The organism is Zeaxanthinibacter enoshimensis, from assembly GCF_004362865.1.
GTDB lineage: Bacteria > Bacteroidota > Bacteroidia > Flavobacteriales > Flavobacteriaceae > Zeaxanthinibacter > Zeaxanthinibacter enoshimensis.
This window is the reverse complement of the sequence record NZ_SNYI01000001.1, coordinates 442,220-457,185: the sequence shown is the minus strand read 5'-3', so window position 1 is coordinate 457,185 and position 14,966 is coordinate 442,220. Positions and strand designations below refer to the sequence as shown.

The window sequence follows — 14,966 nt, the reverse complement described above, 5'->3', positions numbered from 1 at the left end:
TACAGGATTTGGTTTTCATCTTTTTGGTTGCGTCCATTTAATGTATTTTTGAGAAAAATTGCACATTGAAAAGTCTGTTACAATACAAGAGCACTATAGATAATTTCCTGGAGCGCGGGATACAGACCGGGGAACCGGAAGGCTTGTACGAACCAATGCACTACATCCTGGGACTGGGAGGCAAACGCCTCAGGCCTGCGCTGACCCTGATGGCAGCGGAAGCCCTGGGAGGGAATGTGGAGGATTCCATGGAGGCGGCAGTGGCGCTGGAATTATTCCACAACTTTTCCCTGGTCCATGACGACATCATGGACAATGCCCCGGTAAGACGCGGACAGGTTACTGTTCATGAAAAATGGGACCTGGCCACTGGTATACTTTCCGGTGACGCCATGCTGATCCTTTCTTACCAGCTATTTGAGAAATATGAAGCCGGGAAATTTAAATCGCTTGTAACACTTTTCAGCAAAACTGCCCGGGAGGTCTGTGAAGGACAGCAGTATGATATGGAATTCGAACAGCAGGATGAAGTTCCAATCAGTTTGTACCTTACAATGATCGCCAATAAGACCGCAGTGTTGGTTGGTGCAGCCATGAAGATGGGAGCTATCCTGGCAGGGGCATCAACGCAGGTTCAGGAGTCTTGCTATAATTATGGTCTAAACCTGGGGATCGCTTTCCAGTTACAGGATGATTACCTTGATGCCTTCGGGGATCCTAAATCATTTGGAAAGCAGGTAGGCGGTGATATTATTGCCAACAAGAAAACCTATCTCTACCTGAAATCACTTGCGCTGTCTGACCAGGAGCAACGGACAGAATTACAACACTTGTTCTCTATTAAACCGGGTAAATCTGACGCCAAGGTAAAGGCAGTGAAAGATATTTACCTGGAAAGCGGGGCTGCAGACGACATCAAAAGGGAGATAAAATCCTATACCGAAAAAGCATTCGCGCAATTGGAATCTTCCGGGATAAAAGGAGAATCCCTGCAGGCCTTAAAGGCTGTAGGAGAGGAACTGATGTTCAGGACAGTCTAGAACATCCTCCCTAACAGGGCTTGCAGGAAAGGGCGTTTGGGACAGGCTGCTATCACTTGCAGATCCTCAGCAATACTGCTATCCTCGTCGAGGAACTTCAGGATAAGTTCCGGCTTGCATTTGCGGAACATATTTTCAAACAAGCGATGCCCACTGCCATTATGCTTGTCCAGGACATCGAGCAGTAACAGATCGTAATACCAGAAACGATTTCTTTTTGCAAAAGCAGATAGCGGAGATCCTGATTTGAGGAAGGAAACCAACTCTTGAACCTTCTTGTGGGTCCGCATAAAAGTATAGCCGGTACTGGCTTTAGCCCATCCACCCGCCACCCCGATAAAAAGCTGACGGTCCGTATTCCTGGACCAGAACTTATAAGAGGTCATGGGAATCTGCCCTGACTCTGTCTCCCGGATGGTATATTGCCCCGCTTCTAAACGGGTTTCCAGGTAAAGCCGGAGGGCATCCTCGTACTCCTCCTTTGGGAGCAGTTCTTTTGAAAACAAGGTGTATTCTACGAGGGCTTCCCGGTCAGAGAAAGGCAAGACATACATGAAACGGGTATTTCCCTCCTGGGGAATGGAGAAATCCATAAAGGTCGCCGTCCCCGGGTCAAAGACAGGATTTTCCGTATGTACTATCCAGCCCAGGAAGTGTTGTTTTAAAACCGGGTATTGCTGTTGTGAAGACATAGCTTTAACATCCAGGATGCTGTTAAACACTTTCAGACCTCGGTAACTCTGCTTCTCTGTATGAACCCGCACAGCATCTTTTTCCTCCAGCACCGATTGTACTGTCCCGGTGGCAAATGTAATATTGGGGTAGATCTTTAACCTCTCCAGGTATTCCCGGTAAAAATCGATTCCCCGGATCATTTTATAGGTATAGGGGCTTAGGTCTAGTTGCTGCCCTCCATGCTGGCTGCCAAAATAAATTTGGTCCCAGTGATTGTGAATTATAGAGTCGAACTCACCTTTTCCTTTTTCCCAGAAACACCAGGTCCGGTCATTGGCATCTTTTTCACGTTTATCCAGCAGTAAGATCTGCTTATCCCGGAAATAGGAGTCTTTACCCAGCGCGTCGGCCAGCAGCAGCCCGGCAGCACCGGCCCCGAGAATGATCATGTCATAAGTATCCATAGGCAAAACGCACAATCTCAAAGGTACAAAGAAGAGCTGTATAGAATGGTAAAACAAATTATGATTGACCGAATCACCCCTGTATTGTTACCATACCCGGCAGAAGTCCATCGAACCCCCGGAACACAAATCATTTTTAGGCGATTCTAAAAATTTGTTTTATGAATGAAAAATGTATTTTTGTATAAATTCTAAAACCAAGTGACGCATTCCGAGGAAAATTACCTGAAGGCCATATTTCACCTTTCAAGACAGGGGACGGGCACCATATCGACCAATGCGATTGCCGAGCAGATGGATACCAAGCCATCCTCGGTAACCGACATGCTGAAGCGGTTGGCGGATAAAGGATTAGTCAATTATAAGAAGTACCAAGGCGTGTCCCTGACAGAGAGTGGTCGCTACAGCGCCCTGGCGATCATACGCAAACATCGTCTCTGGGAGGTTTTCCTGGTTGAGAAACTTGATTTTACCTGGGATGAAGTTCACGAGATCGCGGAGCAGTTAGAACATATAAACAGTGAAAAACTGATCGACCGCCTGGATGCATTACTGGGGCACCCAAAATTTGATCCCCACGGTGATCCCATTCCCGGGAAGAACGGGGAATTCAAGGAAAGGGATAAAGAACTGCTCAGTAAACTGCCGGTAGGCAGCAAAGGGGTATGTGTGGGAGTAAAGGATTCCTCCGCGACCTTTCTAAAATTCCTGGATAAGAACAGCATTGCCCTCGGACAGCAGATCGAAGTGCTGGACAAGGAAGAATTTGATAATTCTATGCACATCCGGATAGGGGAAGAGCAGCTGCTGGTTTCACATCAGATTGCCTCTAACCTCTACCTAAAACCTTCAGAAGACTCATGAACGTTATTATAGATTATTTCCAATCCATCGATCCTATTCTCGCCGCTTTCCTGGCGACACTCTTTACCTGGATCCTGACCGCTGCAGGGGCAGGGCTGGTCTTCTTCTTTAAAACGATGAACAGGGCCGTACTGGATGCCATGCTTGGCTTTACAGGGGGTGTCATGGTTGCTGCGAGTTTCTGGAGCCTGCTGGCGCCGGGTATCGAGATGAGCGAAGGCGAGGGGTTCGTAAAAGTAATTCCGGCTGCCGTTGGGTTCTTAATGGGAGCGGCTTTTATTTTCGCCCTTGACAAGGTATTGCCTCACCTTCATATCAACTTTAAGGAAAGTGAGAAGGAAGGGATAAAGACCCCGTGGAGGCGGACAACCCTGCTTACCCTGGCAATAACCCTTCACAATATCCCGGAAGGCTTAGCAGTAGGGGTACTGTTCGGGGGAGTGGCTGCTGGTTTTGAAGGTGCCAGTATAGGTGGTGCAGTAGCCCTGGCCCTTGGTATCGGGTTGCAGAATTTCCCGGAGGGATTCGCGGTGGCCATGCCCTTAAGGCGGCATGGTTTAAGCAGGTTCAAGTGTTTTGCCTACGGGCAGGCCTCGGCCCTGGTCGAGCCGATCGCGGCAGTGCTTGGAGCCTGGGCCGTACTAACCTTTGAACCCATCCTACCCTATGCGCTGTCTTTTGCGGCAGGGGCAATGATCTTTGTCGTAGTGGAGGAGGTGATCCCGGAAACCCAGCAGGATAAGTATACAGACCTTGCTACCATGGGGTTCATCGGGGGCTTTATTATAATGATGACCCTGGATGTTGGGCTTGGGTAATCTTCTGACGATAAGGCGCATTTAATTATTAGCTATATTTAAAGCAAAAACTAAAGGTGCTGTATCTGCGTTACTTTTTTGGGATTACCATATTCATTTTATCCTGTTCTAACTCGGATAGGTTGGAGCACAGTGATGATCAGGTTATCGATCCACCCCGGGATTTCCGTCAGGATATGCGTGATCTGGTTCAGAATATCAGTATGTATGCTAAGAATGTAAACCCTGATTTCTCAGTGGTGCCGCAGAACGGTATTGAACTCGTTACTACCTCAGGGAATCCGGATGGTACGGTGGAAACAGGTTATCTCTCCAGTATTGATGCCAATGGACAGGAAAGCCTGTTCTACGGTTACCGGAGTGATAATAAGGCGTCTCCACGAAAAGAAACCGAGTACACCATGGAGTTGTTAGAGATCTCGGCTGACTACGGGAATACAATCCTTGTCACTGATTATGTTTCTACTCCCTCAAAAGTATTAGACTCTTACGAAAGGAATGCCCAGCTCAACTTTACCTCCTATGCAGCAGACAAGCGGGAATTGTCTTCTATTCCTGACTTTCCGCGCCCGATTTATGGAGAGAATGCAGACTCCGTTAATCATTTGCGTGAGGCGTCTAATTTCTTGTACCTGATCAATTACCAGGAATTTTCATCTAAAAGTCAATTGCTGGATAGCCTTGGGAATACTAATTACGATATACTGATCCTGGACTTATTCTTTAACGACACTGACGCTTTGGATTTAAATGATCTGGAGTTTTTAAAGCAGAAAAAGAACGGGAGTAAACGGATCGTACTCTGCTATATGTCCATAGGAGAGGCCGAGGACTATCGTTATTATTGGTCGCCGGAATGGAAGACTAACCCACCGGAGTGGTTAAGAGCCGAAAATCCTGATTGGCCTGGAAATTACAAAGTACAGTATTGGAATCCCGAGTGGCAGGAAATTCTTTTTGGAAGTCCGGCAGCCTATCTGGACAGGATTTTGGAATCAGGATTTGATGGAGTTTACCTGGACATCATAGATGGATTCGAATATTTTGAGAATAATTGAGTAAATATTCCAAATTATTTTATGTTATTTTTTCAGTCTTTAAGTGCAGTTTACAGATTATCTTGGCCGTTAGGCTAATTCCTTTACTCTCAGGGTGGTTTCAAGGAATTTTCGAGTTAAATTAGGAGTAGAGCCTATAACCATCAGACTTGAAAAGACCAATTTCCATTTTACTCATAACGGAGGGAACATATCCCTTTCATGCCGGGGGTGTTTCCACCTGGGCTCACCAGTTATGTGAGAAAGTGAAGCATGCGGAATTTTCAGTGTATTCCATTAATGCGGGCGTGGAAGGTTTGCAGGGATTCCAGCTCTCCGGTAAGGTTAAGGAACTGGTCCAATTGCCTATGTGGGCCCCCGATGAACCGGGGGATTGTATGACCTTCCAAGGGTCATACAGTCAAAGAATAGTTCGAAAAGAAGCGACCGGCGAAGGGGCGGTCTCAGCAGGTTTTATACCTTCATTTAAAAATTTTTTAAAAGCTGTCCTTGTCGGGCACCAGGACCAGGAGCTACTGGACCAGTACTTGTACGGGATGTGGAGTTATTTCCGCGAGTTCGATTACAAGGATACCATGACAAGCCGGGCAGTCTGGGAATGTTATAAGGAGACCGTGTCCGTAGCGCTTCCGGAAGAGGAATCCCAAATGATCACTTTGGAAGATCTCACAACAGGCATGAGATGGTTATACCGTTTTATGATGCCTATCTCTCTTGAACCTCCCAAGGTAGATATTGCCCATATGACTATTGCAGGTATTGCATTGTTCCCTGCTCTTTCACTTAAGTATCGTTATAATACTCCACTTGTACTTACGGAACATGGAGTTTATATACGTGAACGATTAATATCTCTTGGGAATTCTAATTTTAGCCCCTTCCTTAAAAAGCTTTTGATTAACCTCTCGGAAACCCTCACGCGCTTGGTGTACCATCATGCCGATATAATTACTACAGTGAGTAAGTTCAATATCCGCTGGGAAAGATACTATGGGGCACATCCCGATAAGATCCGGATAATCTATAACGGCGTTGATACCGGAATTTTCAAGCCCAGGCCAAAACCACCACACTTACAGCAGGTTCCTACAGTTGTTGCAGCAGCGAGAATCTTCGAATTGAAGGATATAAAAACAATGATAAAAGTCTGTTATGAAGTAAGGAAAAAAATCCCTGAAGTTCATTTCCTCGTGTATGGGAACAAAGATGCTGTACCACAATACACATTGGAATGTGAATCCTTGGTGCAGAAACTCGGGGTTGAAGATAATTTTTCTCTGAAAGGATTCCACCCCTCTCCGGAAGCAATCTATTGCGAAGGTGATATTTCTATACTCACTTCCATTTCCGAAGGGTTTCCTTATACCGTCCTGGAATCCATGTCTTGTGGTGTTCCAGTGGTTGCCACGGACGTCGGTGGTGTGTCAGAAGCCCTGGATCTTGATTCCGGGTTTTTGTGTAAACCAAGGGACCATATAGCACTCGCTGACCGGGTCATTAGGCTACTCGAAAATAAAGAGCTCAGGAGAAGCATGGGGATAAATGGGAGGAATCAGGTCCTGAAGAAATTTACCATCGATCATTTTACCCAGGCTTTTGAATGTGCCTATTTGTCTATGACAGAGAATAAATATACCCAGGCCATCCCCGGGTCAAAAGAAATGGTTGCCAGGTATGGGAAGAAAGGAACTTAATTTTCTGGAGCTACTTGCCCTGCTGAAAGAGAGAATAGGACCACCTGCCAATTTGATGGTCGTCCTGGCTACTCTTGAATCCTATGGATTCCAAGATGAAGATGCCCAGCAGAAATACGGTTACAGGAGTCTTTATGCCCTGGCAGATTCCCTCTTCGATGATCTAACCATTCGCAAAACGGAAGATTCAGAATCTCTGAAAAGAGATCTCTCAAAAAAAGATAAACTTTCATTGTATCCTGTCTCGGATTATATGTGGGTGAAGACCAATTTGTTCCTGAAACACTATCCCCGCGGTTTGTTTTATCTCCTGCCGATATTCCTTCAGGTGGCAGCGATTGTAGTGTTTGGATATTCCTTATGGGCTTACCTAAGTTTCAATATCATTCAATCTACAGCTGTTGTTCTGGGGGTAATATTAGGATTAGTTATTTCAGGAGGATTCATACAGGTGATCGGGCACCAGGCTTCATTTTACTGGCATAATGAGGAATTTGCCAAAACAGAAAGGGTGATCTGGCAACTACTTAAGACGGCATTTTTCGGATACCTGTGCTGCTTTCTGATAATCGGCCTCATTAATTTCATTTTTAGCTTTTATCCGACCTATTTTGTTGGGGTAGTATCGATGTATTCTATTCTGATCGGAATTCTGCTATTGATCTGTGCCCCCTTTCATACGATTGAAAAAAGATGGGTTATATCATTGATAATTAGCCTGGCCACTCTCTTTGCAATTATTTTAAAACTATATACCGATCTGCACATCTACCTGACTCACTGGTTAGGAATAAGTTCAGGTATAATTGCTGGATTAGTTATCCTGCAATTCTTCTTTAAGCACAAAAAGAAAAGCAAAGTTCAAAAAGATTCTTTTGTTAACCCCCAGATGATCGTGGCAAAGAATTACAGGTTATTTGTTTACGGTACTTTGCTGTATATTTTGATTTTTACAGACCGCATACTAGCATGGTCAGCTGATACCGGTATTACGCATGATTATCTGTTGCTTTATGAAAAACAGTATGAAATTGGAATGGACCTGGCAATAATTATCTTCTTTCTGCTTGCTGGGGTAATGGAGTATGCTGTTGCATCTTTCTGTCGATTTATGAATAGAGGGCAGGAAGTGACCAAAATGAAGGATATCACAGCTTATAATGCACAGTTTATTGGTATATATAAGGAGCACTTAATTTGGTTATTTATTACAGCTATCGCTGCTGCCTGGGTAGTTTTCCTCCTTATAGACAGGCCATGGGGTTACTATGCGGTTTTCGGAGAACCTTTGCCTAGTATGAGCCTATGGGTATGTATCTTAGGGGGGGTAGGATATTTCTTTCTTGCCTGGGGAATGCTCAATGCACAATACCTTTTTACCCTTAAACAACATTCTGCCCCTTTGAAAGTACTTATCCTGGCCGTTCTGGTCAATTTCATTACAGGAATTGCATTTAGCAGGTTTATCAGTTTCGAGTATAGTGTATTGGGAATGCTCCTGGGCGCTATGATTTTCGCAGCAGGTACTTATCTGCAATGCATGAAGTTCTTTAAAACTCTGGATTATTACTATTATGCGGCTTATTAAGATCCTATACTTGTGCACGACTTCGGTTGCACTTACTCAACAAGATGATCCCCAGGTCTCCCCCCGGGAAGAACTGTATGTCTGCTATGGTAAGATTCCTGTTGAACAGATCAGTGGTTATAAATTAGTTGTCGTTGAGGCAGCTCATTATAGTGGTACTGAGGTAAAGGCTTTAAAACAGCAGAATGAGAAAGTAATTGCTTATATCAGTCTGACGGAAGTTAACAGACATGCACCTTTTTTCAATGAGATGACGCCTTACCTGCTAGGTAAGAACCCAAATTGGAATAGCTATTATTTAGATATTGCGAGTTCAGGAGTAAGGCACGCGATAATTTCCTTGGCACTTACCTATAAAGCGAAAGAATTTGATGGCTTGCTATTAGATACTCTGGATAATGCTGGTCCCTGGGGTCCATTAAACCATTTAGAGGAAGCTTTACATTCGTTGGTAAGGGAATTGGCCGAGCAATGGAGTTCTCCCTATTTGATACAGAACGGGGGGCTGTTCCAGAAAACATTACCCACTGAAGGAATATTACTGGAATCGGTGGTAAGTAGCTATGATTTTAAAACTAAGATTTATACTATCCGTCCCGCTGCAGAGCAGGAGAAATTGTTAAATTCTCTTGAGAAAATTGAAAAAGACGTTTTTCTGCTGGAATATGCCGATACGCAGTTGAAACGTAGTGAGATATCTGAAACCTTGAAGAAGAGGAAGATACCTTATTCTATTGCTAACATAGAGTTACAGGGGGTCCCTGTTTTTAAAGAAAACCCTAAGCAATGATAGACCCTGTACTCATAGGACCCTTGAAATGTTTTTTATTGCTGGCCGCTTCCGCGTTAGTCTATAGTCTTGTACATAAACGGGCAGTATTTTCTGGGAAAAAGGATCTGAGAATGCGAAACGCTATTCTTATGGGGTCTTTTTTGCCTTTTATCGTGTTTGTCCTTTTTCTATTTCACCTCTACGACAAGTTTATCATATTGGTGATCATTACAGGAGCAATACTAACTCCGGCCAATTTTTGGAATAGCAGAAGAATATCTGTAGCCGCACAATTTAGAAGTTGGAAAAGAAATACGCTCTTAAAGATCATTTCTATTCAGCAGGGGGGCGGAAAAAACTACCTACAAGGGTTAAAAGATGTATTTACTGTCAAAAAGGGCTGGGATGCAGGAATTTTATTAATGTGGATAGGGGCATTCATCACCCTGTTCTCGCGTTACCATATCCGGGAAAGTGACAATTATACGCTTTCGGAACTTTGGTTGGAAAATCTGAAAATGGTCCGGGGTATTAATGAGGGAACGTGGTATATAGGAAACAATATTATACCTGCAGAATTGTTCCTTGTTAATTTATATCACAGGCTTACCGGGATAGGGGAAGAGATGGCTTTACATACATTCGGGTTGATTGAGAATTTCCTGATAGCCATATTATTATTTTGGTGCGTTGCTAAAATCTCGGCTTCCCGTTACCTGATTCCATTTATAGCAGTTCTGTTTTACGCATTAGCATATCCTCTTCTACCGATCAATATTTCACTGTTCTTGGAACATAATTCGCTCAACCTGGCAATTTGCCTGGTATTAGCTTCGCTCATTTTTCTTATCTATCCTTCCACGATGTATAAGAATAACCGGAAATACTTTGGCAGTCTTGTTTTGATCTTCGCAGCTACAAGTATTTTTCACTTGTTCACTGCTCTGATCGTTATTCCGTTAATACTGTTGTGTACTGTACTCTTCATCAAAAAGCGGAATTTACAATATGTTGGCAGTGCTGTACTGGCATGGCTCACTGCATTATTTATCATTAGCCTTGTGTATGCTGGAATATGCTGGACAATGCATTGGTCATTCTATGAATTCATCATGAAAGAAATGATTACTGTAAATGCCTATCAAGATCTCTCCCACCTCTGGGTGCCAGTAGACGACTTGTTTAACTTGTATCGTTGGTTATTTTACATTACACTTTTTTTACTTGCTGTAATATGGTGGAAAAAAAAATATATCCCAAGGGCTTTACTTATCTCCGCCACTGCATCCATTATTATGATTGCATTACCGAGCCAGGAACTGCAATTCCTGGACCAAGCTATGTTGTTTCAACTCACGAGTATCTTCCTCGTATTAGCAGGGGCAAGTTTCCTGGGAGCCATTCAACAATTAACTCCGAAGCCGGAAAGATCTCAGGGGATGTTATATCCATTGGGCTTAGGCGTAATGGGACTGATAGTGATGTTTGCCAGTATCTTCACTCTTCCAGTAGAAAAGTCAACCCATCACACATTAAATAAGGAACTGTTAGGGGTCTACGAAGACCTGTCAACCTCACACCTGCCCTTCACGTATGCCGTAGTAAATGCCAACTATGGGCTAAATCTCAGTATTTCAGAACATCATTTTATAAGTTACTCCAGTTTTCTGGATGGTTATAAAGAAAAAGACTCACTGTATTATCATTATAGATCAGATACAAAATATCTTAAAAACAATCCAGGCCTGATCCTTCCAGAGAGTGTATTTGTAATTATCACTGATTCTTCAGATGAAAATTATTCTGACCGCCTGATGACTTCCAAAGTTGATCGTATAGCAATTGAAGAAATATTGAAAGAACTTAAGAACAGGGGACGAACAGTCAGGGAGCATTTCAGCGGTTCATATCTAAAGGTGTTCGAAATTATTAATACCCCAAGGGCATCGGAGGTTCAACAAATGGTTATAGGATGATGAAAGGGATAATTAAAATATTAAAAATCGCGGTAGTGTTCTTCCTGATTACAGCTTGTCAGAGTGGTTTGTACACATTCGAGGAAGGTTTTGGCATACCCCAACGAAGTAAGGAACAGCCATTGGTTCATTTCATCATGGACCAGGATCCTGTAAAAGAGGATGACCTTTCCCACTTCATAAAGACATTGGATTACGCAAAGATTCCGTTGATACATAGTTCGGTACCTGAAATGAATAGATCTCCACGAATTGGTAAGGCAACCAGGGTTATATGTCTGGGCGAAACCTGGGATCTGAGCCAGGCGGTAATCGACAGCATTACAGTATTTGTAGCAAGGGGAGGAACTTTACTTGTTGCAGAGCGGAACTGGGATGAACGGATGGCATTTTTACTGGGACTTACCCCGGATTTCGATCTGCGAATTGATGATAAAGCCAGTGGAATGTTTTTTAAGTCCGATATCCTGCCCGGTTTTAAAGGCAAGAATGCACCCCATTTCGGAACAACCCATAAAGGACTGGCGAGCAATAATTTTAAAAATGATGTGAGGGTGCTGGCTACTGCAGCCAATGACAAAACCTTTCCCTTGATCACAGAAAACCTTTTGGGTCATGGTCGAGTACTCCTGTATAATTCTGTGAACAAATTTGGTAAACCGGGACGTGGTATCTTCTTCAGTATGTTGCTGAACGGATTAGAGGGGGTTCCTTACCCTATAGTGAATACTGCAGCGATCTTTTTGGATGATTTTCCTGCACCCTTATATGAAATTGATAAAGAGCCGGTGAAAAGCGAAATGGGCAAAAATGTTGCGGAATTCGTAACAGATACCTGGTGGCCGGATATGAAAAAAATAGCTAATGAACATGGTATTAAATACACGGCTTATGTCACATTTGATTATAACCGGCGGGTGAACCCACCGTTTATGTTCACGGAATGGGATCGAAATATGTTCCAGCGGAATGGAACGACCCAGTCCAAAAGTACTTGGTTGGGACATGATATACTTGCATCGGGGCACGAACTGGGATTTCACGGTTATAATCATGTCTCGTTACTAGCAGGAGATTGGAAGAGGGAGGAGAACATATTGGCCGGGCTGGAGGCAGCAAAGAAGAAATGGATAACTCTTGATTTTGGCTCTCTGCCAGTCTCTTATGTGCCTCCATCGAACTATATAGATAGCCTCGGGGTGATTTCTCTGAGTAAGGCTATGCCTAGTCTTAAATATATTCAGAGTACCTATCTGGGAGATTTCGAAGAAGGAGGAGACCGGGAATTTGGCCCGGAACCCTGGAGTGGACATTTCTTTTCCTTTCCCAGGATTAGTAGTGGGTTCATCTTTAGTCAGGAAGATTCTTTCCAGATCGCGTCAATGTTCTTGTATACAGGTGTATGGACCCATTTTGTGCATCCTGATGATGTATATCAGATTCCTGACATGAAGAACATTCAAACAGCGGGCGACTTTGATTTAAGGAACCCTAACCGTCTGAATTGGAGAAACGGGAGTGGGAAGAAAGGGATGTTAGACGTATTTATAGAAAATTTAGAAGCAATTAAAAAAAGGCAGCCACTCATGAGATTCATGACGGCTACCGAGGCTGCCCGGCAAACAGCTCATTGGCGTTATGCCTATTTTGAGCATTTAATGTTCGAAGATCTTTATACCGTGGCAAGTGATTATTACAACGATGATCCATCACATGAACAGTTTTGGTCATTATTTGCCAGAAATAATAACCAACCCGAATTAGAGCGATTTTTGGTGGATCAGGGAGCATCATTCAAAAAAACTCCCTTTTCAGATGGTCATCTTTATACCATAAAAACACAAAAAGCATTTCTATCTGTTCAGGATATCCATAAAATATCAGGTTATAAAGGTGTAAAGGATGCTCTGGCACCAATGGTATGGAGCTGGCGTGATAAATTTAACCAATCCAGGGAGAAAATTCTTCCGATAAAGCTCAGGATCGGAAAGTATGTGCAGACCGGTAATATTGTCGAGGCGATAAAATTATTGGAGAACCATATCCGCAATGGAGAGGGTGTCACCGATGAACACTGGAAAGAATACCTGAAATATCTACAATGGCAGGACAGGGGCCCCGAGGTGTACCACCTGCTCGAAGAAACTTATCGCATACAACCCAGCGCCGAAGTAGTAGCTCTGGCAAAACAAATTGATACAATTGAGGCTTATCCTACAACGGAATTTCATAAGAAATGGCTTAAGAGACAAATTGACTGGAAACTGGCCGGTGAAAAAGAGTTATTGGAATATCTGGAGCTTTTTAAAGCGGCAGATGAAAAATTTTATGTTGCACAAGTGCATAAAGAATTATTAAAGAATTTTTACACCCCGAAACGGCAGTTATCCCTTGTAAAACATTTGCTGGATTATGAAATGGAGGAGCTCTTTGATGTGCTCCAGGATATATCTCCTTGTTCTGATTTGTACAAAGAACTCTCCTATGGAATTGCCTGGGCTTATGCGCATCGGAAGGATTATGATAGAGCGCTGGATTGGGCAGAATGCACCTCGGCCATTGACCAGGATTCACGAAATTTCTGGATTATGCAGTCCGGGGCCTTACTTGCATTAAAAGAATCAGATATTGCAGTGTATTTTGACCTCCTGTTAACTAACGAACCTTTAAAAGCGGCTGAAGAATTAAGGACATTCAAAGGTTGCTTGCCCGAATTGGAGCCCTTGGCATCAAAGATCGCCACTACCCTTGCAAATTACGGGCATTATCAAAATGCTGTCTCCTGGGCTCCATGTGCCATGAAAATCCCCATAACAGATTTATTACTATGGCACTACGAGGTTGGAGATATGCCTCAGACCCGGGCCATATACAGTGACCATATTAAGAAGTATCCTGACGACGTTGCGGTGAAACAGGTAATGTCTGAAATTCTCCTGTATAAGGGGGAAGTTAGTGCTGCAGCGGCCATAGGAGAATCTCTAATCCCTGGTAAAGAGTACCAGGCAGTAAAACATAGCGTTAATAAGTCGGTCCGCAGCCTGGATCTGAATAATAAACGGGAAATACTCAAATTACACCCTTCCATCCTGTATGCAAAAACCAAATCGGATATCCTGGCAGAGGTCCGTGCGGAAAGAGGTAATTCATTGGTGTTTCGCGCTGATGCTATGAATGATAAATTGGATCCTACTGTCCTTACTTTTAAAGCGGGCTATGACCTTATAGACAGAAAGTTTAATATCCACTCAGTGAATGCTATAAGGAATTATGCATATCCTATTAATTTTATTGCAGATAACAAACAGAATACCGGCAGTGTTCTGATGGGTCTCGAGTATGAATTCATGAGTCGTTACAGAAATGAAAGATCCTATAAATTACTGGGGAGGTTAGAGAATGATGAAAGAGGTAAAACTTTCTTTCATCTTGGAGCCAGCCTGGATATGAATAATAAAGAAAATTTTCATGGATATTCATTGAAATACGCTCCCGTTCAGACCGGCCCCGGTTACAATACCGGGATCTATAGGTTGCACGCACAAACACATCACCAATTTAAAATCACAACAAGATTGATGCAGTCCGTATCCCTTGAAGGAAGTTATTATACAGATGAGGTGCAGGGAGCAGAAATAGTCTCCAGATCTAGGTTTTCGATTATTAAACAAAAAAATTGGACGCTTGGACCGCTGGCTGAATTTTCCTATTCACTTGCTTCCTCGGACCGGAGGGATGGTTTTCCGTATTGGATTGCTGATAACCGCTTATTTGCAGGTGGCGGGATGCAACTTGACATAGGAAAAATGGGAGATGGTCTCTTCGTGGAAGCCTCCGCATCGCATTTCTATGAAAACCAAGGTGAACCGAGCTTCGAGCGATATACGGGAACGGTCCATATGAGAATCAAGAAATATACCATTCTTAATTTATCTGCTGAAGTATACACCATTCCCCGATTCTTTTCTAACTCCTTTGGCTTTGGTTTAATTCATAACCTTAAATAGTAGGTTGTAG

10 protein-coding genes are annotated in these 14,966 nt (G+C 43.3%); 9 read left to right on the top strand and 1 reads right to left on the bottom strand.

The annotated features are described in order from the left end of the window. Positions 1-65 precede the first annotated feature (65 nt). Complete coding sequence (locus tag CLV82_RS02060; protein ID WP_394346153.1) at positions 66-1,040, top strand: polyprenyl synthetase family protein; 975 nt, start codon at positions 66-68, stop codon at positions 1,038-1,040. Here CLV82_RS02060 and CLV82_RS02055 read toward each other — a convergent pair. Then, positions 1,037-2,179, bottom strand: coding sequence for a lycopene cyclase family protein (locus tag CLV82_RS02055; protein WP_133642633.1), 1,143 nt, complete (start codon positions 2,177-2,179; stop codon positions 1,037-1,039). The two genes, CLV82_RS02060 and CLV82_RS02055, sit on opposite strands and share 4 nt — an antisense overlap. Positions 2,180-2,380: 201 nt before the next feature. On the opposite strand from CLV82_RS02055, the gene CLV82_RS02050 reads away from it, so the two are divergent. From CLV82_RS02050 to CLV82_RS02015, 8 genes are all read left to right on the top strand, one after another. Then, complete coding sequence (locus CLV82_RS02050; RefSeq protein ID WP_133642632.1) at positions 2,381-3,043, top strand: metal-dependent transcriptional regulator; 663 nt, start codon at positions 2,381-2,383, stop codon at positions 3,041-3,043. After that, on the top strand, positions 3,040-3,861 hold the full coding sequence (locus tag CLV82_RS02045; RefSeq protein ID WP_133642631.1) for a ZIP family metal transporter: 822 nt from the start codon (positions 3,040-3,042) through the stop codon (positions 3,859-3,861). The genes CLV82_RS02050 and CLV82_RS02045 overlap by 4 nt, the downstream gene beginning before the upstream one ends. Positions 3,862-3,983: 122 nt before the next feature. Next, the gene (locus tag CLV82_RS02040; RefSeq protein WP_243744120.1) at positions 3,984-4,919 is read left to right on the top strand and encodes an endo alpha-1,4 polygalactosaminidase; all 936 of its coding nucleotides are present in this window, start codon (positions 3,984-3,986) and stop codon (positions 4,917-4,919) included. 149 nt (positions 4,920-5,068) lie between these two features. Beyond that, positions 5,069-6,613, top strand: a complete 1,545-nt coding sequence (pelF, locus tag CLV82_RS02035; protein ID WP_133642629.1) for a GT4 family glycosyltransferase PelF — start codon at positions 5,069-5,071, stop codon at positions 6,611-6,613. After that, positions 6,594-8,201: a hypothetical protein gene (locus CLV82_RS02030; protein ID WP_133642628.1), complete on the top strand. Its 1,608-nt coding sequence runs from the start codon at positions 6,594-6,596 to the stop codon at positions 8,199-8,201. Before pelF ends, CLV82_RS02030 begins: the two co-directional genes overlap by 20 nt. Then, complete coding sequence (locus tag CLV82_RS02025; protein ID WP_133642627.1) at positions 8,188-8,991, top strand: endo alpha-1,4 polygalactosaminidase; 804 nt, start codon at positions 8,188-8,190, stop codon at positions 8,989-8,991. The genes CLV82_RS02030 and CLV82_RS02025 overlap by 14 nt, the downstream gene beginning before the upstream one ends. Further along, positions 8,988-10,949 carry a hypothetical protein gene (locus CLV82_RS02020; RefSeq protein ID WP_133642626.1) on the top strand — a complete coding sequence of 654 codons (1,962 nt, stop codon included), beginning with the start codon at positions 8,988-8,990 and terminating at the stop codon, positions 10,947-10,949. The genes CLV82_RS02025 and CLV82_RS02020 overlap by 4 nt, the downstream gene beginning before the upstream one ends. Next, entirely contained in the window at positions 10,946-14,956 is a 4,011-nt protein-coding gene (locus tag CLV82_RS02015) for a DUF2194 domain-containing protein (RefSeq protein WP_133642625.1), read from the top strand. The genes CLV82_RS02020 and CLV82_RS02015 overlap by 4 nt, the downstream gene beginning before the upstream one ends. The last annotated feature ends 10 nt before the right edge of the window (positions 14,957-14,966 follow it).

Bases quoted from the DNA above. Each gene is read 5' to 3' on its own strand.
- CLV82_RS02045 (WP_133642631.1), top strand. From the start codon at position 3,040: ATGAACGTTATTATAGATTATTTCCAATCCATCGATCCTATTCTCGCC.
- CLV82_RS02020 (WP_133642626.1), top strand. From the start codon at position 8,988: ATGATAGACCCTGTACTCATAGGACCCTTGAAATGTTTTTTATTGCTG.
- CLV82_RS02055 (WP_133642633.1), bottom strand. From the start codon at position 2,179: ATGGATACTTATGACATGATCATTCTCGGGGCCGGTGCTGCCGGGCTG.
- CLV82_RS02025 (WP_133642627.1), top strand. From the start codon at position 8,188: ATGCGGCTTATTAAGATCCTATACTTGTGCACGACTTCGGTTGCACTT.
- CLV82_RS02030 (WP_133642628.1), top strand. From the start codon at position 6,594: ATGGGAAGAAAGGAACTTAATTTTCTGGAGCTACTTGCCCTGCTGAAA.
- CLV82_RS02015 (WP_133642625.1), top strand. From the start codon at position 10,946: ATGATGAAAGGGATAATTAAAATATTAAAAATCGCGGTAGTGTTCTTC.